A 20,322-nucleotide genomic window follows, 5' to 3' on the forward strand; every position below is an offset into this window, starting at 1 on the left:
CGACAACTCCGATGAATTTTTCCCAATTCTTCATTTCACGGCCGATCTTCGCAGCGGTGCTCTCGCTGTTGATCCTGATCGCCGGTGCGATCTCGCTGTTCCAGCTACCGATCAGCGAATACCCGGAAGTCGTGCCGCCTACCGTGGTGGTGCGTGCCAACTTCCCGGGCGCCAACCCCAAAGTCATCGGTGAAACCGTGGCCGCTCCGCTGGAGCAAGCCATCACCGGCGTCGAGAACATGCTGTACATGTCCTCGCAGTCCACCGCTGACGGCAAGATCACCCTGACCATCACCTTCGCCCTGGGCACTGACCTGGACAACGCGCAGGTGCAGGTGCAAAACCGGGTGACCCGTACCGAACCGAAACTTCCCGAGGAAGTGACGCGCATCGGTATCACCGTCGACAAGGCCTCGCCCGACCTGACCATGGTTGTGCACTTGACCTCGCCGGACAAACGCTACGACATGCTCTACCTGTCCAACTACGCGATCCTCAACATCAAGGATGAGCTGGCTCGCCTGGGTGGTGTCGGTGACGTGCAGCTGTTCGGTATGGGCGACTACTCGCTGCGGGTCTGGCTGGATCCGAACAAGACCGCTTCGCGCAATCTGACCGCCACTGATGTGGTCACCGCGATTCGTGAGCAGAACCGTCAGGTCGCTGCCGGTCAACTCGGTGCGCCCCCTGCCCCGAATGCCCAAAGCTTCCAGCTGTCGGTCAACACTCAGGGCCGTCTGGTCTCCGAAGAAGAGTTCGAGAACATCATCATTCGCGCAGGCGACAACGGTGAAATCACTCGTCTCAAGGACATCGCTCGCGTCGAGCTGGGTTCCAGCCAGTACGCCCTGCGTTCGTTGCTGAACAACCAGCCTGCTGTAGCGATCCCGATCTTCCAGCGTCCAGGCTCAAACGCCATCGAGATCTCGAACGAAGTTCGCGGCAAGATGGAAGAACTGAAGAAAAGCTTCCCGCAAGGCATGGACTACAGCATCGTCTATGACCCGACGATCTTCGTGCGCGGCTCGATCGAAGCGGTGGTTCACACCCTCTTCGAGGCACTGATCCTTGTGGTGCTGGTGGTGATCCTGTTCCTGCAGACCTGGCGTGCCTCGATCATTCCGTTGGTGGCGGTGCCGGTATCGTTGATCGGTACGTTTGCGGTCATGCACCTGTTCGGCTTCTCGCTCAACGCCCTGTCGCTGTTCGGCCTGGTTCTGGCGATCGGGATCGTGGTCGACGACGCCATCGTTGTGGTGGAGAACGTCGAGCGCAACATTGAACTGGGGCTCAACCCGTTCGATGCGACCAAAAAAGCCATGGGTGAAGTGACCGGTCCGATCATCGCCACGGCGCTGGTGTTGTGTGCGGTGTTCGTACCGGCCGCGTTCATCTCCGGCCTCACCGGGCAGTTCTACAAGCAGTTTGCGTTGACCATTGCGATCTCGACCGTGATCTCGGCGTTCAACTCGCTGACCCTGTCGCCGGCACTGGCTGCGGTGTTGCTCAAAGGCCATGACGCGCCGAAAGACCGCTTCTCCAAAGTGCTCGACAAGATCTTCGGTGGCTGGCTGTTCCGTCCGTTCAACCGCTTCTTCGACCGCGCCAGCCATGGTTATGTCGGCACCGTGCGCCGGGTCATCCGCAGCAGCGGTATCGCCCTGCTGCTGTACGCAGGCCTGATGGTGCTGACCTTCTTCGGTTTTGCCAACACCCCGACCGGTTTCGTACCCGGCCAGGACAAGCAATACCTAGTGGCCTTCGCGCAACTGCCGGACGCCGCGAGCCTGGATCGCACCGAAGACGTGATCAAGCGCATGTCCGACCTGGCACTGAAGCAACCGGGCGTGGAAAGCGCCGTAGCGTTCCCCGGCCTGTCGATCAACGGCTTCACCAACAGCCCGAACGCCGGCATCGTGTTCGTGACCCTGAAACCGTTCGACGAACGTAAAGACCCGAGCATGTCCGCCGGAGCAATCGCCGGAGCCTTGAACGGTCAGTACGCGAACATTCAGGAAGCGTACATGGCGATCTTCCCGCCACCGCCGGTACAAGGCCTGGGCACCATTGGTGGTTTCCGCCTGCAAATCGAAGACCGGGGCAACCTGGGCTACGACGAGCTGTACAAGGAAACCATGAATATCATCGCCAAGAGCCACAACGTGCCTGAACTGGCCGGGCTGTTCACCAGCTACACGGTGAACGTGCCGCAGGTCGACGCTGCCATCGACCGCGAAAAAGCCAAGACCCACGGCGTGGCCGTCAGCGACATCTTCGATACCCTGCAGATCTACCTGGGTTCGCTGTATGCCAACGACTTCAACCGCTTCGGGCGCACCTATCAGGTCAACGTTCAGGCTGAACAGCAGTTCCGTCTCGAATCCGACCAGATCGGTCAGTTGAAAGTGCGCAACAACAAAGGCGAAATGATCCCGCTGGCGACCTTCATCAAGGTCAGCGACACCTCGGGCCCGGATCGCGTGATGCACTACAACGGCTTCATCACCGCGGAAATCAACGGTGCCGCAGCCCCCGGCTACAGCTCCGGCCAAGCGGAAAAAGCCATCGAGAAACTGCTCAAGGATGAACTGCCGAACGGCATGACCTACGAGTGGACCGACCTGACCTACCAGCAGATTCTGTCCGGCAACACCGCGCTGTTCGTGTTCCCGCTCTGCGTACTGCTGGCGTTCCTGGTACTCGCCGCTCAGTACGAAAGCTGGAGCCTGCCACTGGCGGTGATCCTGATCGTACCGATGACCCTGCTGTCGGCCATCACCGGTGTGATCATCTCTGGCAGCGACAACAACATCTTCACCCAGATCGGCTTGATCGTACTGGTGGGGCTTGCGTGCAAGAACGCGATTCTGATCGTCGAATTCGCCAAGGACAAACAGCTGGAAGGTCTCGATCCGCTGGCGGCGGTTCTGGAAGCCTGCCGTCTGCGTCTGCGGCCGATCCTGATGACCTCCTTCGCGTTCATCATGGGTGTGGTGCCTCTGGTGTTCTCCAGCGGTGCCGGTGCCGAGATGCGTCATGCCATGGGTGTGGCGGTGTTCTCCGGGATGCTCGGGGTGACCTTCTTCGGTCTGTTGCTGACGCCAGTGTTCTACGTATTGATCCGTAATTTCGTCGAGCGTGGCGAAGCCCGCAAAGCGGCCAAGGCACACGCTCTGCAAAAGCCACTGGAGGCGCAATAATGAGTCTGAAAGTCTTCCTGCCGAGTCTGCTGGTGCTGGCGTTGAGCGCCTGCGCCGTCGGCCCTGACTACAAGACCCCGGCGACGGAGGCGGCCAACATCACCACCGCCACCGACGGCGCTGCCGGTCAGAAGAACTTTGACCGTTCGAAATTCGAAGGCATCTGGTGGCAGCAATTCGACGATCCGACCCTCAACCAGTTGGTGACTCAATCGCTGCAAGGCAACCGTCAACTGCGCGTGGCGTTCGCCCGCTGGAAAGCCGCCCGGGCGATCCGCGACGACGTCAGCAACGATGCGATGCCGACCATCACCAGCCGCGCGAGCAGCGATCTGGCCAAGGGACAAATCCCCGGCCAGACCACCAAACGGGTCAACAGCGAACGCTACGACCTGGGGCTGGACATGGCCTGGGAACTCGACCTGTTCGGGCGTATTCAGCGCAATCTGGAAGCCAGCGACGCCGACCAGCAGGCGGCCGAAGCCGATCTGTACCAACTGCAAGTCACCATGATTGCCGAACTGGTGGATGCCTACGGTCAGCTGCGCGGTGCACAACTGCGCGAGAAAATCGCCGTGGCCAACCTGGAAAACCAGCAGGAGTCACGCAAGATCACCATCAGCCTGCGTGACGCCGGCGTTGGCGATCAGCTCGACGTCGAACGTGCCGATGCGCGTCTGGCCTCGGTCGAAGCCAGCGTGCCGCAACTGCAGGCGGAACAGGTTCGGCAGAAAAACCGTATCGCTACCCTCTTGGGTGAGCGTCCGGACAAACTGACCGTGGATCTGAGCCCGAAAGAATTGCCGGCGATTGCCAAGGCCTTGCCGATCGGCGATCCGGGTGAGCTGCTGCAACGCCGTCCGGACATCCTCAGCGCCGAACGCAAACTGGCCTCGGCCACCGCGCGAATCGGCGTGGCGAAAGCTGATCTGTTCCCACGGGTCAGCCTCAGCGGGTTCCTTGGCTGGACGGCCGGGCGTGGTTCGCAGATCGGTTCCTCGGCGGCCAACGCCTGGGCACTCGGCCCGAGCATCACCTGGGCAGCGTTTGATCTGGGCAGCGTGCGTGCCCGCTTGCGCGGCGCCGATGCCGATGCCGAAGGCGCGCTCGCGACCTACGAGCAACAAGTGCTGCTGGCGCTGGAAGAATCGGAAAACGCCTTCAGCGATTACGGCAAGCGTCAGCAACGGCTGATCTCGCTGATCCGCCAGAGTGAATCGAGCCGCAAGGCAGCCGATCTGGCGGAGATCCGCTACCGCGAAGGCACGACCGACTTCCTCGTGCTGCTCGACGCTCAGCGGGAACGTCTGAATGCCGAAGACAGCCAGGCCCAGGCTGAAGTCGATCTGTATCGCGGCATCGTCGCGATCTACAAGGCCCTGGGTGGTGGCTGGCAGCCGGAAACCGTCGCCAGCAAGTAAGCATTTCTACAGAGCTCCTTTGGTTGGCCGCAACCAACCAATTTTTTGCCCCGCGTATCATTCGGTCGCGGGGCTTTTTTGTGCCTGTTCTCACAATTGATCGGTGTGGGAATTTGACTCAACGGCCATGCTGACCGAAGCTTGCCCCCTCTGCCAAAGAACGCCCGTTCACGGAATCCTGCATGCCTCAGTCCCGCCGCTACCTGTTCATCAGCCTTGGCCTTGTGCTGGTTATCGTCATTGCCTGGTTATCGCTGCGCAGCACCACCCCGGTGGTGCCAGAAGCGATCAAGCGCGGCTACAGCGAAGCCCTCACGGCGGCCCGTTCAGGGCAGCCGGGTGCAGCGCGGCAGTTGTATCAGCAGTTGGGGCGCCCGGATCTGTCGCCCAAACGCAGTGCCTGGCTGCTGGCGGAGCTGCCCAACTATCCAAGCCCGCAAGCGCTGAAACTGGCCGACGCCCATCTGCAAAACGAAGCGCCCGAAGTACGGCTGGCGGCGATTCAAAGTGTGGTGGGACTGGTGCCCGGCGGGCAGCGCAGTCTGTTGCTCGGGCCAATGCTCGACGATGAAGACCAAAGTGTGCGGTTCGCTGCGATCAACGCCTTGCTGGGCCTGACGCCGGATGAACTGGGTCTGTATTTCGCGCCGTTGCAGCAAGCGATCGATGGCTGGGAGCAAGTGCTCAAGGAGCAACCGGAAAACGCCGCCACCTATGCGCAACTGGCGCGCCTGTATCTGCACAACGCCGAACTCAAACAAGCCCAGCAAGCGCTCGACAATACCCTGCGCCTGGAACCGGACAACCTGCCGGCGCTGGTCATGCAAATCGATGTCCTCGACCGTCAGGGCCAAAGCGACGCCGCCCGCCAGTTGCTGGCCAGACAGCTGCAGGCCCAACCGGATTCCGCCTATCTGCAACACGCGTTGGGGCTGTGGCTGCTGCACCACGACCAGCGTGAGTTCGCCCTGCTCGGTTTGTCCAAAGCGGTGGAACTCGAGCCCGACAACAAGGATTACCGCTACGACCTCGCCACCACCCTGCACGCCGCCGAAGAGCTGGAAGCGGCGCAAAAACAGTTGCAGGAAGTGGTGCAGCGACACCCCGCCGACCGCAAGGCCCGGGTGCTGCTGATCAACTACTGGAAGGAAAGCGGCCAACTGCAGAACGTGCAGATTCTGCTGGCACAACTGGAACAGATGAACCCTGACGACCCGGCCTTGCAGCAAGGACTTTGAGCCTTTACTCGTTAATTCAATGACATTTTGATATCGAAACCTCGGAACCGTCATGACTGGCAGCGGTCAAGTAATCAGGTAGTGCACAACGGCTGATACAGCCTGCTGCCTCGATTCCCCTAGTCATGAGAGGGCATTCTTTGTCTACGTCCAACGAGTTGATCAGTGCAAAAGCCGCCACCGGCATCGTCGGCCTGGATGACATCCTGGCCGGCGGTTTGTCCCGAGGGCATGTGTTTTTGCTCGAAGGTGAACCCGGTACAGGCAAAACCACCGTCGCGTTGCATTTCTTGATGGCGGGCGCCCGTGCCGGCGAACGTTGTCTGTACATCACGCTGTCGGAAACCGAACGTGAACTGCGCCAGGGCGCGCTGTCTCACGGTTGGGAACTCAACGAGAACATCGAGATCTTCGAGCTGACGCCACCCGAAAGCCTGCTCAATGCCGAGCATCAGCAAAGCCTGCTGTACTCCTCCGACCTGGAACTGGGCGAAGCCACCAAGCAGATTTTCGAAGTGGTCGAGCGTTTCAAGCCGACTCGCGTGGTACTCGACAGCCTCTCCGAAATCCGCCTGCTGGCGCAGAGTTCGCTGCGTTACCGCCGACAAATTCTGGCGATCAAGCACTACTTTGTGCGCTACGACGCCACTGTCCTGCTGCTTGACGACCTGACCACCGAATCCCTCGACAAGACCGTGCACAGCGTCGCCCACGGGGTGATCCGCCTCGAAGAACTGACGCCCAATTACGGCGCCGAGCGCCGACGCGTGCGCATCGTCAAGTATCGCGGCCAGAAGTACCGTGGCGGTTACCACGACTTCACCATCATGGGCGACGGCGTGCATGTGTTCCCACGCCTGGTCGCCGCCGAACACCGCAGCGACTACCCACGCCTGCAACTGAGCAGCGGCATCCAGGAAATGGACGCCTTGCTCGGCGGCGGGGTCGAAACCGGCTCCAGCACGCTGATCCTTGGCCCGGCCGGTACCGGCAAATCGCTGATCTCGATGATCTTCGCCGCCTCCGCCGTGTCTCGCGGCGAGAAAGCCGCCCTGTTCATCTTCGATGAAGAACTGGGTCTGCTGTTTGAGCGTATGAACAACATCGGCATCGACCTCAAGGCGCTGCAAGCCACTGGCAACCTGCTGATCGAACAAGTGGATGCTGCCGAACTGTCACCCGGCGAGTTCTCCCACCGGGTACGTCGCTGCGTTGACGAGCGCAACATCAAGACCGTGGTGATCGACAGTATCAACGGCTATCAGGCCGCGATGCCGGAAGAGAATGCACTGGTGCTGCACATGCACGAGTTGCTGCTGTACCTCAACCGCAAAGGCGCGGCGACCTTCATGACCGTGGCCCAGCACGGTCTGGTCGGCGACATGCAGGCACCGGTGGACATCACTTACCTGGCCGACACGGTGATCCTGCTCCGCTACTTCGAAGCCATCGGCAAGGTCCGCCGGGCGATTTCGATCATCAAGAAACGTACCGGTAGCCACGAATCGACGATCCGTGAATACCGTATTTCCACCCAGGGAATAACCATCGGTGAACCGCTGGAAGCCTTCCAGGGTGTGTTGCGCGGCGTGCCGACTTACCTCGGCGCGAGCAATCCGCTGTTGCGGGAAGAAACCTTGTGACGGTTACCGTAACGCTGGCGGAGCGGGCGCTGATTCTGGCGCCCATGGGTCGTGACAGCCAGGTGGCGCTGATGATCCTCAATGAGGCAGGGTTTGGTGGGGTCATCACGCCAGATCTGGGTGCACTGTGTGCGCAACTGGAACCCGGCGCCGGACTGCTGCTGATTGCCACCGAAGCCCTGCGCGGCCCCGAGCTGGAAACGCTGCTGAATTTTCTCGAACAGCAACCGGCCTGGTCGGATCTGCCGATCGTCTTGCTGACTCACCACGGAGGCCCGGAACCGGGCCCCTCCTCGCGCCTGAGCAAACTGCTGGGCAACGTCACATTTCTCGAGCGTCCGTTTCATCCGGCGACCCTGGTCAGTCTGGTCTCCACCGCTTTACGCGGGCGACGACGACAGTACGAAGCCCGCGATCGCCTGATTGATCTGAGTGAAAGCGAACGCCGACTGCAATCGACCCTGGAAACCCTTGAGCAACAGGTCGAGGAACGCACCGCGCAACTTCGCCACAACGAAGAAGCCTTGCGTCAGTCACAGAAAATGGAAGCGGTCGGTCAGTTGACCGGCGGCATCGCTCATGACTTCAACAACATGCTCACCGGGATCATCGGCAGTCTCGAGCTGCTGCGTCGACGGCTGGCTCGCGGGCGCACCGAAGACCTCGACAGCCTGATTGATCTTGGCGTGACTTCAGCCAACCGCGCTGCCGGTCTGACTCACCGCTTGCTGGCGTTCTCGCGCCGGCAATCGCTGGACTCCAAAGCCGTGCAGATGAACACGCTGGTGCTGTCGATGGGCGAGTTGTTGCAACGCAGCCTCAACGAAAGCATTCAGCTGGACATGCGCCTCAACGACCAGTTGTGGATCGCCGAAGCCGACCCCAATCAACTGGAAAGCGCCCTGCTCAATCTGGTGCTCAACGCCCGCGACGCGATGCCCGAAGGCGGAAAACTGGTGGTCGAGACCAGCAACCAGGTGCTTGAACGGGAATTCACCGAGGCCTACCCGAATCTCGAGCCTGGCGATTACGTGATGCTCAGCGTCACCGACAATGGCAGCGGCATGCCGCAGAGCGTGATCAACCGCGCGTTCGATCCGTTTTTCACCACCAAGCCCATCGGTCAGGGTACGGGGTTGGGTCTGTCGATGATTTACGGCTTCAGCAAACAGTCCCGTGGTCACGTCACGATTGAAAGCGAAATCGATCAGGGCACCACGGTCAAACTGTACCTGCCACGCTTTCGCGGCGAAGAGGTGGAGCATCCGGTGTCCGCTGTTCAGCAGGCCCCGGAGGCGTTGGATGGCGAAACCGTGTTGATCGTCGAAGACGACCCTGCCGTGCGCGTGCTGGTCAGCGCGGTGCTCAGTGAATTGGGTTATGCGTTTGTCGAAGCCGGCGATGCCGACGGCGCCGTGCCGATCCTCAACTCGGCGCAGCGCATCGATCTGCTGATCAGTGACGTCGGCCTGCCGGGCATGAATGGTCGGCAACTGGCGGAAATCGGCCGGCAGTACCGGCCCGGGTTGAAGGTGTTGTTCATCACCGGTTATGCCGAGCACGCTGCCGTGCGCGGTGGCTTCCTCGACTCGGGGATGCAGATGATCACCAAACCGTTCACCTTCGATCTGCTGACCGCCAAGGTTCGCGAGATGATCAAGAGCTGACACCCAAATACGACTGTAGGAGCTGCCGCAGGCTGCGATCTTTTGATTTTGTTTTTTAAGATCAAAAGATCGCAGCCTTCGGCAGCTCCTACATGGGGAATATCAGCCGCTATGGATCAGGCCAGCAGTTCCTGGATCTTTTCCTGCAGCACATCCAGATCGAACGGTTTTTCCAGGATCGGCGCCTTGCGCGTGATCGGGCTGCCGGTCTCGCGGATTTCCTGCGGGTAGCCGCTGATGAAGATCACTTTCAGATCCGGGCGCAGTTTTACTGCCGGCTCGGCGATCTGCACGCCGGAGATCCCGCCCGGCAGGCGGAAGTCGGTGATCAACATGTCCAGATGCGGCTTGCTCGCGAGAATCTCGAACGCCTGCTCGCCGTTTTCGGCCTGCAACACACGATACCCCTGCCCCGACAGATAATCTGTCAGCACCATCAAGATAACCGGTTCGTCCTCGACGACGAGTACTACATCTTGTGCATCTACGCTCATGGGAAGCCTTTGTTCGGTCAATAGCTGCTGATACGACCGTGCGGTCACTCAGAGGTTGCGTCGGATGTGCCGTTTTCCTGGATTGGCAGACAAACGCGAAACAGGGCGCCTTCGTTGATTTGACTCTCGACGGCGATGGAGCCGCCATGGGCGGCGACGATCTGCTCGGAAATGAACAGACCCAGCCCGAGACCAGCCACTACCGTCTTGGCGGAAACCCGTTCGAACTGTTGGAAAATACGCTTCTGGTTCTCTTCACTGATACCGATGCCATGGTCCTGAACCTCGATCCTCGCCTCGTCGCCCTCACGGTACACGCGCACCTGAATCGGACTGCGGCCACCGTAGCGCAAGGCATTGGTCAGCAGGTTGGACACCACCTGTTCGATACGGAACTCGTCCCAATGACCCACCACCGGCTGCGGCGCGGTGAAGCTGACTTCAGTCTCGGCGGCCTCGATCTGCTGCGCGAAATTCTGCAGCAGATTGCCCACCAGTTGCGACAAATCGAAACGATTCGGCCGGATCGACAGCTTGCCGGTGCGGATGCGCGAAACGTCGAGCATGTCTTCGATCAGCCGGATCAGGCTTTTGATCTGCCGCTCGTCGCGATCGACCATCGCGTGCATTTTGTCGAGGGTGAACGCAGCGGCGTTGTCCCGCGCCAGATGCATCTTGCGCAATTGGGTCTCGAGTATCAGGCCATTGAGCGGCGTGCGCACTTCGTGGGCGACGATTGACATGAAGTCATCGCGCATCCGCACCGCCTGCTCCAGCTCCAGTTGCGTGCTCTGCAGTTGCTGCAGCAGCGCTTCCTGCTCGCGGCGCGCCTGCTCAAGGGCTTCGACCTGTTGCTTCATGGCCTTGCTCTGACGGTACAGGTCGACGAATACGTTGACCTTGCTCTTCACCGCGTGGATATCCAGCGGCTTGTGCAGGAAGTCCACCGCCCCGCTCTCGTAGCCCTTGAACGCGTAGTTCAATTCGCGGCCGGCGGCGCTGACGAAAATGATCGGAATGTTCTTGGTTTTCTCGGTGCCGCGCATCAACTCGGCGAGTTCGAAGCCGTTCATGCCCGGCATCTGTACGTCGAGGATGGCCATGGCGAACTCGTGTTGCAGCAGCAGCGAAAGTGCTTCATCCGCCGACAGCGCCTTGTAGACGGTGCGGTCCTCGCGCTTGATCAGCGCTTCGAGGGCCAGCAGGTTTTCCGGCAGATCGTCGACGATCAGCAATTTGGCCTGGATATTACTCAGCATGCGATTCGTTCCAGCTCGACAAGCAGACGGCCGATGCCGTGAATGGGTAGGACATGGTCGGGCTGCTGAAGCTTCAGTGCAGCCTGAGGCATGGTGGCGACCTGTGCATCTTCTGGGTCTTGAACGATGGTCAGTCCGCCGCGCTGCTTGACTTGCGCCAGGCCGCGAGCGCCATCGTGATTGGCGCCGGTCAGCAACACGGCGGCCAGTGTTTCGCCGTAAGCGTCGGCGGCGGATTCGAACAGGTAGTCAATCGACGGTCGGGAATGGTGCACTCGGTCTTCAAGGCTCAGCGACAGACTGCGATCCTGCTCGACCGACAGGTGATAACCGGGTGTAGCGAAGTAAACCGTGCCGGGGACGATGTCCTGCTTGTCCGTCGCCTCCTGCACCGGCAGCATCAGCCGCCGCTCAAACACCTCGGCCAACAGGCTGCGGCGCTCTTCCGGCAGATGCAACACGACAATGATCGGCAACACGTAGCCCTTGCGCAGCGGCGCGAGCAGGGTCAGTAGTGCTTCGACACCACCGGCCGAAGCACCAACCACGATGGCCTCGACGCGAGGCAAATCAACGGCATCGTTCATAATTTGCGGTAGATCCGTTCTTGTTTGACCAGCGGTTCGAACTGATTCGAGTAGTTGGAAAAGTCCAGCGTCTCTTTGCTGCCCAGTACCAAAAAGCCACGGTGGCACAGCGATTCGTGAAACAGACCGAAGGCACGGTCCTGAAGTTTCTTGTTGAAGTAAATCAGTACGTTGCGGCAGGAAATCAGCTGCGTTTCGGAGAACACGCTATCAGTCGCGAGACTGTGGTCGGCGAAGGTCACGTTCTCGCACAGGCTTTTGTCGAAGATCGCGTAGCCATAGGCCGCGGTGTAGTAATCGGCAAAGGAACGCTGGCCGCCGGCCTGCTGGTAATTGGCGGTGTAGGCGCGGACGTTCTCCATGGAGAAAATCCCCTGCTTGGCCTTGTCCAGCGAGCGCGGGTTGATGTCAGTGGCGTAGATGATCGTGCGGTCGAGCAGGCCTTCCTCGCGCAGCAGAATCGCCATCGAATACACCTCCTCACCCGTGCTGCACCCGGCGATCCAGATCTTCAGCGACGGATAGGTGCGCAGCAGCGGCACCACTTCCTTGCGGATCGCCAGAAAGTGCGATGGATCGCGAAACATCTCGCTGACCGGGATCGTCAACAACTGCAGCAACTGCATGAACGCGGTCGGATCGTGCAGCACTTTCTCCTGCAAGGCCGAAATGGTTGCGCATTCGAACTGGTTCAAGGCGTGCTGCACCCGGCGCTTGATCGAAGCGCCGGAGTAATCGCGAAAATCGTAGCTGTATTTGAGGTAGATAGCCTCGATCAACAGGCGTAATTCGATTTCGCTGTTGCGCTCCAAAGAGTGACTGCTTTCCACTAAATGCGTTCCATCTTCGGTAACCAAACGCGAATCAACGAGAACAGGCGATCCAGGTCAATGGGCTTGGCCAGGTAATCGTTCGCGCCCGCCTGCAGGCAGCGCTCCTGATCGTCCTTCATGGCCTTGGCCGTCACCGCAATGATCGGCAGCTTGCGCCAGCGCGGGTCCTTGCGGATTTCAATGGTGGCTTCAAAACCATCCATTTCCGGCATCATCACGTCCATCAGCACCAGATCGATGTCCTCGACTTCATTCAACTTATCAATCGCCTCACGACCATTTCGGCCGATCACCACGACTGCGCCCTTATGCTCCAGCGCGCTGGTCAGGGCGAAGATGTTGCGCACATCATCGTCCACCAGCAGCACCTTGCGCCCCTCAAAAACCTTGTCGCGGCTGCGCGCAGTCTTGAGCATCTTCTGCCGCTCATGGGACAACTGCGATTCGACTTTGTGCAGAAAGAGTGTCACTTCATCAAGCAGACGTTCCGGCGAACGTGCGCCCTTGATGATGATCGAGCGCGAATACTTGCGCAGCTCGGCTTCTTCATCGCGGGTCAGGTTGCGTCCGGTGTAGACAATCACCGGCGGGAACGAGCAGATGTCCTCGGTAGACATGCGCTTGAGCAGATCGTTGCCGAGCATGTCCGGCAATTTCAGGTCGATCACCATGCAGTCGTAGATCGTAGTGCGCAGTTTCTCCAGCGCATCCTGCGCCAGACCGACGGCGGTGATCTCGATGTCATCGTCGCCGATCAGGCGGGCAATGCTTTCGCGCTGCAGATCGTCATCTTCGACCAGCAACACGCGCTTGACCTTCTGGGTCAGCTTGGCTTCGAGGCGGGCGAACACGTCCTTGAGCTCTTCGCGGGTGGTCGGCTTGACCGCATAACCGATCGCGCCCATGTGCATCGCGGCCTCAACGCGGTCTTCAACCGAGATCACGTGCACCGGGATGTGCCGGGTTTCGGCGTGTTCTTTCAGACGCTGCAACACGGTCAGCCCGGAGTGGTCCGGCAGGCGCATGTCGAGCAGGATCGCGTCCGGCACGAACTCGCGGGCCAGGTCATACCCTTCGTCCGCACCGTGGGCCACCAGGCACTGGTAACCCAGTTCGTGGGCGAGGTCGTAGAGGATGTGGGCAAAATTCGGCTCGTCTTCCACCACCAGGATGCAGCGGGTGGCGAACGGTGCCTTGCCACGGTCATCGGCAAAGCGCGGGATATGTACCGGCGCCATGGGCGAAACACTTGCCGATGGCAGTGCAACCGGCACCGGAATCGACGCCGGCGCAGTGAAGGTCAACGGGGCCGCGGGGCTGTCACCCGGCTCGCTGTATTGCTGCGGCAACACCAGAGTGAACACACTGCCCTGCCCCGGCGCGCTGCTGACGCTGATCGAACCGCCGAGCAATGCCGCCAGATCCCGCGAGATCGACAGGCCCAGACCGGTGCCGCCGTACTTGCGGTTGGTCGTGCCGTCGGCCTGACGGAATGCTTCGAAGATGCTTTCCTGCTGATCCGCGGCAATACCGATCCCGGAATCGCGCACGATGAATGCAATGCGCTCGTCCGGCTGACTGGCGATGGTCAGGCTGACCGCGCCGTGTTCGGTGAACTTCACGGCATTGGACAGCAGGTTTTTGATCACCTGTTCCAGACGCTGGCGGTCGGTGTACAGCATGATCGGCGCATCCGCCTGCAACTCGACGCTGAAAGACAGTTGCTTCTCCGCTGCCAGCGGTTCGAACACGCTGCGCAGGCCATCGGCCAGACGCGCGACGCTGGTGTTTTCCGGGATCACTTCCAGCTTGCCGGCCTCGACCTTGGAAATGTCGAGAATGTCGTTGATCAGGTTCAGCAGATCGTTGCCCGCCGAATAGATCGACTCAGCGAACTTGACCTGTTCGGCCGTCAGATTGTCCTGCGGGTTCTCCGCCAGCAACTTGGCGAGGATCAGCGAACTGTTCAGCGGCGTGCGCAGTTCGTGGGACATGTTGGCGAGGAATTCGGACTTGTACTTGCTCGAGCGCTGCAGCTCTTCGGCGCGCTCTTCGAGCTGCACCTGGGCATGATTGAGTTCGGTGTTCTTCTGATCCATCGCATCGCGTTGCTCGGCCAGGGTCTTTGCCTGTTCGGCCAATTGCTCGTTGGTCTGCTCCAGCTCGACCTGCTGGGTTTCCAGATGCGCCTGCGACTCCTTGAGAATCCGCGACTGCTCTTCGAGTTCTTCGTTGGCAGTTTTCAGCTCTTCCTGTTGCACCTGCAACTCTTCGTTGAGCTGCTGGGTTTCGGCCAGCACTTCTTGCAGGCGCTGACGATAACGCGCCGCTTCGATCGAAGTGCCGATGTTGCCGGCAATCAGTTCCAGCAATTCGATATCGCGCTCGGTGAGTGGCCGTAAAAAGCCCAACTCGATCACGCCGTTGACCTGGTCATCATTAGTCGTCGGCACCACCAGCACGCTGCGTGGCAGGCCTTGGCCCAGGCCCGAGCTGACTTTGAAGTAGTCGGCCGGGACCGAGTCCAGACGAATCAGTTGCCCCTGCTGGGCAACCTGACCAACGATGCCTTCGCCGCTATAGATCTGCTGATCCAGTTCTTCCTGCTCGCGGGAGAAGCCGTAGGACGCCACACGCTTGAGGCCGCCGTGTTCTTCGCGCACGTACAACGCCGCCACGGCGGTGCCCAGATATTGCGCGCAGAACTGCAAAATGTTGCGCCCCAGCAGGTTCAGCGTGAGTTGCCCCAGCACCTGCTCTGCCAGTTCGGTCTGGCCGCTGCGCATCCACGCCTGGCGCTCCAGACGCTCGGCGCTGGCCTGTTGCGCGGCGAGGTTGGCGCTGTAGCTGTCAGACAGGCGAATCAGATCGCGGCGACCGACATAGGCCAGCAAGCCGCTGATCCCGGCGATAAACAGCAGGTACAGGGTGATGCTCCAAATCGTGGTGCGGCGCACGTCTTCGTTGCGCGTGGTGCGCAACTGCTGCTCCATATCGATCACATCTTCGAATTGCTTGCGGATCTCGTCGGTCAGGCGCTTGCCACGCCCGGCCTTGACCGCGCCCCGGTAATCACCGCTGGAGCGCTGCAGATCGATCATCGATTGCGCGTAGTTGGCCCACTCGATCTGCAATGCCTGCAGACGCCGCAGCCGGTCAGTCTGCACCGGGTTGTCGGCGGTCAGTTCCAGCAGGGTATTGAGCGCGACGTTGATCCGCGGCTTGGCGGTTTCATACGGATCAAGGAAGTGTTCATCGCCGCTGAGCAGAAAGCCGCGCATGCCGGTTTCCAGATCAACGGTGAGTTTCACCGCTTCGTTGGCGTTATTGATCACCCGGTCGGTGTGTTCCACCCACTGGATCACCGACAGCAGATAAGTAATCAGAGACACAAAGAACACGGCGCTGAGCGCGCCAACGCCCAGCGGCAAGCCGATGTTGCGCGTCAGGAGTTTGCGAAACCGTGTTTCATCAATCGAAGACGGAGTGGACATGGGGCGGCCTTGTCGAACTGTCGAAACCCGGGAGTTTGCCCCAAAACGGCCGCATGGATCCATGTTTCTGACTGCTTTGGCAGCAATTTCCTACATTTTGCTGCGCTTCTCGAGCAACCAACCGTTATCCTTGCGCCGCGGATTGCAGCTAATCTTTTTTCCATCGAATCGGGAACTTGTGGCCATGCGCCACTTACTCATGCAAGAGCCCGGCATTTTCGACCGGTCGCCGTCCCGATTTCCTTTCTTGAGAGCACCAATATGTCCACCCCAGCGTCCACCATCCTTGTAGTAGAAGACGACAACATCGTGCGCATGCTCATCGTCGACGTGCTGGAGGAGCTGGCGTTCAATGTGCTGGAGGCGGACGACGGCGAGTCTGCGCTGAAGATTCTCGGGGATCAGAGCAACGATATCGACTTGATGATGACCGACTACGGCCTGCCGGGCATGAAAGGTAGTGAACTGGCCGGCAAAGCCCGTGAACTACGCCCCACCCTGCCCGTGCTGTTCGCCAGCGGTTACGCCGAAAACATCGACGTACCCGCTGACATGCATGTGATCGGCAAACCGTTCTCGATCGATCAGTTGCGTGACAAGGTCAAGGGCATTCTCTCTCGGAAGTAACCGTGAAGCGGGCTAAAGTCACCCTATGCTGAATTTAGCCCCTCCATATTCGGCTTCGAGCCTTAGCTCGTTGCCGTAGGTCTCGCCATCCGTTGGAATCAATGGATCCGCACCGCTACCGGCCTTTTTCGCAACATCCCGGCCGAATCCGTGACCGACACCGTCCTGACTCGCCTGGATCGCCAGTCGCAGCGCCTGCGGATTGGGGATGAATTTACCCGCACTGTCGTATGCCCCGAGGATCAACCTTGGCGAGATATCGACGGCGTAGTTGATTTCCAGCGGAGGCAGCATCTTGAGCCCGGTGTTCGGCCGAAATGCCAGCTCGGTGTTGGCGTACAAATGAAACCCCTCCAGTTGCCGGGCATCGATGAAATACGTGTGGCCGCCCTTGTCGCCGCCGTAGACAAAGGCTCCAGCACCATCCTTCTTGTAAAATGCCGAGGTTGAAATGCCTGCGCCGTCCGGTGCCAACGCATCGTGCGCGCCGCCGTAACCGCCCTTGAAACCGTTGACCTGATTGAGGTCAGTGATGGGCGTGCGCTGGCGAAACCCCTCCTTGAAGACAATCGACGGATCACGGGTGTCGCCGCGAAACGTGAAGCCTTGATACACAAAGCCCTTTTGCGGCCCGGCGTGGTGCACGAGCTGGGTTTGATCGGCGATCATTTGCGCGACACTCGGCCCGCCCGCCAGCTCTTGCAGTTGACCGGCGACCACCGCGCCTTTGGCCCGATCCGGTATCTCCTTGCCAGTCGTACTCGCCAAATGATGCGACAGACTTGCGCCCGGTCGACGTAACAGTGAGGGTCTGTTCGCTTGGGTCAGGGTATTGAGAATGCGCTGGCTCAAGCGTTTTTTCGCGGCGGCCGACAACGCTTTGCCGATCAGCCGCTCACCGATCGGGCCCGCGAGCTCGGCCAGTACGCCTATCGCGGCAGTGATGCGCAAGCGGTCGGTTTCGGCCGGGTCGTCGGCAATTTCCGCACGGATCAGATCGGTCGCCGCCGCACCGAGGCCCACCAGCATCGATACCAGAACCTTCACCGAGGTCGAGGCCAGCACACCGCTGCCGCCCCAGGGCATCGAAGCCGCCAGCGCCAGACATTGCAGGACATGCCCTGCGGCCTCGAGCGCCAGGTCGGTTATGCGCTCCTCGGAGGTCGACACCAGGGTGTCGATATCCGCCAGTGCGCGCTCGACCTGCAGCTCATACAAGCTGCGCCCGATGTCGTTGCTTGTCCGGAACACCAGCTCCCGATAGTGCGGCCGAGTCGCGAACAGCGGCATTTCCATGCCGCGATATTTGAAGTCCCTGACATGTGCCTGCTGCTGTGCCCGAAGCGGAACGCGCTTGAGCAACAACGTCTGCAGTTGCGCATTGTTTTCGAGAAACTTCCCGCGCGCGTCATGTCCGGACGGAAAGACAATGGCCTGCCGGTCTTCACCCAGAAAGAACAGAATGCCGTTGGACAGGTTGTCGGGACCAATAAACACCGCGTTATCCACCAGCAGGTTCGGGTCACTGTGCAGCAGCAACGTGCGCGCTGGCAGAGTCCCTCTGAGAAACGCGAAAGCGATATGACGGTCGTCGAGCGCGCGCTTCTCGTCCTTGATGAATTCGACCACCAGTTTGATCAGTTCCGTTCTCTTTAAATAGTAGCCAAACACACGGGCGCCGGCGGGCAAGAGATGGTCCTTCACATACTGTTTGAAATCGTCCTGGTAGTTGGCCTCAGAAAAGGCCTCGATCAACGCCTTGGGATAAAACTCAGGCCAGAGGATCTCCTTGTAACCATGTTCCTTCAGCACCACCAAATGATGATCGGTGCAAATCTCGGCCAGGGTGAAGTTTTTCTGGCGCCATTTGGCCGGTGCTTTTTCGGGTTTCAGCGAATCGCTGCGATTGACCGGGTCATGTTCCAGATACTTGACTGCAATCGTCGCGTCATAGGTGATCTGTGTCAGTTCCTTGGGTGCAGTGACCCACGCATGCGCCGTGTCTTCGATGCGGGTGCGGATGAAATAAGCCGGGTGAAAACTGGCAGGATCGGTCAGAGCGGCGCAATGACTGGCAATCTTGTCGCCGAGTTCCTTGATATTCACCGAATCAATGAAATCGGCCGGATCTTCTCCGTCAGGTACCTGCGTCAGCGCCTCTACGCGAGGTTCGTTCAAGTTGCTCTGAGTCCCCCAGGGATCAAGCAGCGCCAATAACCCGCAGTTCTCGCTTGCGGCTTGACCAAGATCAAAAACATCTGCATCCATTTTCATCAGTTAACTTTCCGGTATGAGGCCAGCAATCAATGCTGACTTGAATGTATCGAGCCGCAGGCAACATACCGATATAAGAGAGAAACATTAAATGAAGTTCCGTTAGCAACTTTTGCCAACATCCCGACAACATTCAAACTTTCAGAAACAGGCTCTTGCGGTCAGGTAACTCCGCCAACGCCTCAAGTCGGAAAACTTTCTGTCTGTAAAGGCCGGCATCAGATGTGGTCTAATTGCGCCCCGTTTTTCTCCGCCTGTCTGTAAGGAACACCTGTCAATGACTGCATCGCCTGCCACCAAAGTTCTGGTCATCGGCTACGTCTGGCCCGAACCCCGCTCTTCGGCGGCCAGCGGGCATGTGATGCAGATCCTCGAAACCTTCCTGCAACAAGGCTGGGACATCACCTTCAGCAGCCCGGCGGGGCCCGGCGAGCACAAGGCTGACCTGACTGGGCTGGGGATTCGGGAAGTACCGATCGAACTCAATAACAGCAGTTTTGATGCTTTCGTCAGTGAACTGGCCCCGGATATCGTCCTGTTCGACCAGTTCATGATGGAAGAGCAGTTCGGCTGGCGCGTCGAGAAACATTGCCCGAACGCCCTGCGAGTGCTGGAGACTTCCGACCTGCAAAGTCTGCGACACGCCCGTCACCAGCGGCTCAAGGAGCGCTTGAAGGACGACCCGGATAATCAGGATTTCAGCGCACTGTTCGCCCCGGCGCTGGGTGAAGAGTTCGAGTTGATGGCCGACACCGACCTGGCCAAACGGGAAATCGCCGCGCTGTATCGCTGTGACCTCAACCTGATGATTTCCGAAGTGGAAATCCAGTTGCTGATCGAACAGTTCCAGGTGCCCCGGGACCTGTTGCACTGGTGCCCGTTGATGCTCGAACCACCGAGCGGCGCTTTCGTGCCCTTCGAGGATCGTGCGCACTTTCTGAGTATCGGCAATTTCCGTCATGCGCCGAACTGGGACGCCGTGCTGTGGATGAAGAACGCAGTCTGGCCGCTGATCCGCCAGCAATTGCCCGGTGCGCAGTTGCATATCTACGGTGCCTACACCCCGCCCAAGGCCACTGCACTGCACAACGCGGCGCAGGGTTTTCATGTGATGAACTGGGCTGAAGATGCGCTGCAAGTGATGTCGCAAGCCCGGGTTTGCCTGGCCCCCTTGCGTTTCGGTGCAGGGATCAAGGGCAAAATCGTCGATGCCATGCTCTGTGGCACACCGAACGTCACCACCCCCATCGGCGCTGAGGGCATGAGCGGTGCGCTGCCGTGGCCCGGTGAGGTGGCGCTGTCGGCCCAGGCGCTGGCCGATGCGGCGGTCAGACTGCATGAAGACAAGTTGCGCTGGACCGACGCGCAACAGGCCGGCGTCACGTTGTTGCACGAGCGCTATCGGCACGCCATCCACGGTCCGGCATTGATTGAACGTCTGCAAGAATGCCGCGACAACTTGCCGGCCCTGCGCCGCGCTAACTTCACCGGCAGCATGTTGCGTCACCACTTGCACAAAAGCACCCAATACATGGCGCAATGGATCGAAGCAAAAAACCACAACAGCTAATTCTTCAGCATTAAA

The 20,322-nt window shown here is 59.7% G+C and carries 13 protein-coding genes; 7 read left to right on the plus strand and 6 right to left on the minus strand.

Features of this window, described 5'->3' with window-relative positions:
- Positions 1-11: 11 nt before the first annotated feature.
- The 5 genes from V9L13_RS07515 to V9L13_RS07535 all read left to right on the plus strand — a co-directional run bounded on the left by V9L13_RS07515 (position 12) and on the right by V9L13_RS07535 (position 9,169).
- The gene (locus V9L13_RS07515) at positions 12-3,200 is read left to right on the plus strand and encodes an efflux RND transporter permease subunit (protein ID WP_338802060.1); all 3,189 of its coding nucleotides are present in this window, start codon (positions 12-14) and stop codon (positions 3,198-3,200) included.
- Complete coding sequence (locus tag V9L13_RS07520; RefSeq protein WP_226499272.1) at positions 3,200-4,621, plus strand: TolC family protein; 1,422 nt, start codon at positions 3,200-3,202, stop codon at positions 4,619-4,621. The genes V9L13_RS07515 and V9L13_RS07520 overlap by 1 nt, the downstream gene beginning before the upstream one ends.
- A gap of 182 nt (positions 4,622-4,803) precedes the next feature.
- Positions 4,804-5,859: a tetratricopeptide repeat protein gene (locus V9L13_RS07525; RefSeq protein WP_103483516.1), complete on the plus strand. Its 1,056-nt coding sequence runs from the start codon at positions 4,804-4,806 to the stop codon at positions 5,857-5,859.
- A 140-nt stretch (positions 5,860-5,999) separates the two neighbouring features.
- Positions 6,000-7,502 (plus strand): ATPase domain-containing protein, encoded by a 1,503-nt coding sequence (locus V9L13_RS07530; protein ID WP_338802061.1) that lies wholly within the window; start codon positions 6,000-6,002, stop codon positions 7,500-7,502.
- A complete protein-coding gene (locus V9L13_RS07535) occupies positions 7,499-9,169 on the plus strand; it encodes an ATP-binding protein (protein WP_338802062.1) in 1,671 nt (556 codons plus the stop codon). Before V9L13_RS07530 ends, V9L13_RS07535 begins: the two co-directional genes overlap by 4 nt.
- Before the next feature lie 116 nt (positions 9,170-9,285).
- Here the strand turns inward: V9L13_RS07535 and V9L13_RS07540 are convergent, their stop codons facing one another.
- From V9L13_RS07540 to V9L13_RS07560, 5 genes are read right to left on the minus strand one after another with little or no spacing between them, the layout of a single operon-like run.
- A complete protein-coding gene (locus V9L13_RS07540) occupies positions 9,286-9,663 on the minus strand; it encodes a response regulator (RefSeq protein WP_003225116.1) in 378 nt (125 codons plus the stop codon).
- A 44-nt stretch (positions 9,664-9,707) separates the two neighbouring features.
- Positions 9,708-10,922 (minus strand): hybrid sensor histidine kinase/response regulator, encoded by a 1,215-nt coding sequence (locus V9L13_RS07545; protein WP_338802063.1) that lies wholly within the window; start codon positions 10,920-10,922, stop codon positions 9,708-9,710.
- Positions 10,916-11,509 (minus strand): chemotaxis protein CheB, encoded by a 594-nt coding sequence (locus V9L13_RS07550; protein ID WP_262141770.1) that lies wholly within the window; start codon positions 11,507-11,509, stop codon positions 10,916-10,918. The genes V9L13_RS07545 and V9L13_RS07550 overlap by 7 nt, the downstream gene beginning before the upstream one ends.
- Complete coding sequence (locus tag V9L13_RS07555; RefSeq protein WP_103521378.1) at positions 11,506-12,339, minus strand: protein-glutamate O-methyltransferase CheR; 834 nt, start codon at positions 12,337-12,339, stop codon at positions 11,506-11,508. Before V9L13_RS07555 ends, V9L13_RS07550 begins: the two co-directional genes overlap by 4 nt.
- Entirely contained in the window at positions 12,339-15,836 is a 3,498-nt protein-coding gene (locus tag V9L13_RS07560) for a response regulator (RefSeq protein ID WP_338802064.1), read from the minus strand. Before V9L13_RS07560 ends, V9L13_RS07555 begins: the two co-directional genes overlap by 1 nt.
- A gap of 261 nt (positions 15,837-16,097) precedes the next feature.
- On the opposite strand from V9L13_RS07560, the gene V9L13_RS07565 reads away from it, so the two are divergent.
- Positions 16,098-16,463 carry a response regulator gene (locus V9L13_RS07565; RefSeq protein ID WP_338802065.1) on the plus strand — a complete coding sequence of 122 codons (366 nt, stop codon included), beginning with the start codon at positions 16,098-16,100 and terminating at the stop codon, positions 16,461-16,463.
- 18 nt (positions 16,464-16,481) lie between these two features.
- On the opposite strand, the gene V9L13_RS07570 is transcribed toward V9L13_RS07565, so the two are convergent.
- Entirely contained in the window at positions 16,482-18,737 is a 2,256-nt protein-coding gene (locus V9L13_RS07570; protein ID WP_338802066.1) for a hypothetical protein, read from the minus strand.
- Positions 18,738-19,014: 277 nt separating this feature from the next.
- Here V9L13_RS07570 and V9L13_RS07575 point away from each other — a divergent pair, with 277 nt between their 5' ends.
- A complete protein-coding gene (locus V9L13_RS07575; protein WP_103483525.1) occupies positions 19,015-20,307 on the plus strand; it encodes a glycosyltransferase in 1,293 nt (430 codons plus the stop codon).
- Positions 20,308-20,322 lie beyond the last annotated feature (15 nt).

The organism is Pseudomonas sp. RSB 5.4 (genome assembly GCF_037126175.1).
In the GTDB taxonomy this organism is placed as follows: Bacteria; Pseudomonadota; Gammaproteobacteria; order Pseudomonadales; family Pseudomonadaceae; genus Aquipseudomonas; species Aquipseudomonas fluorescens_H.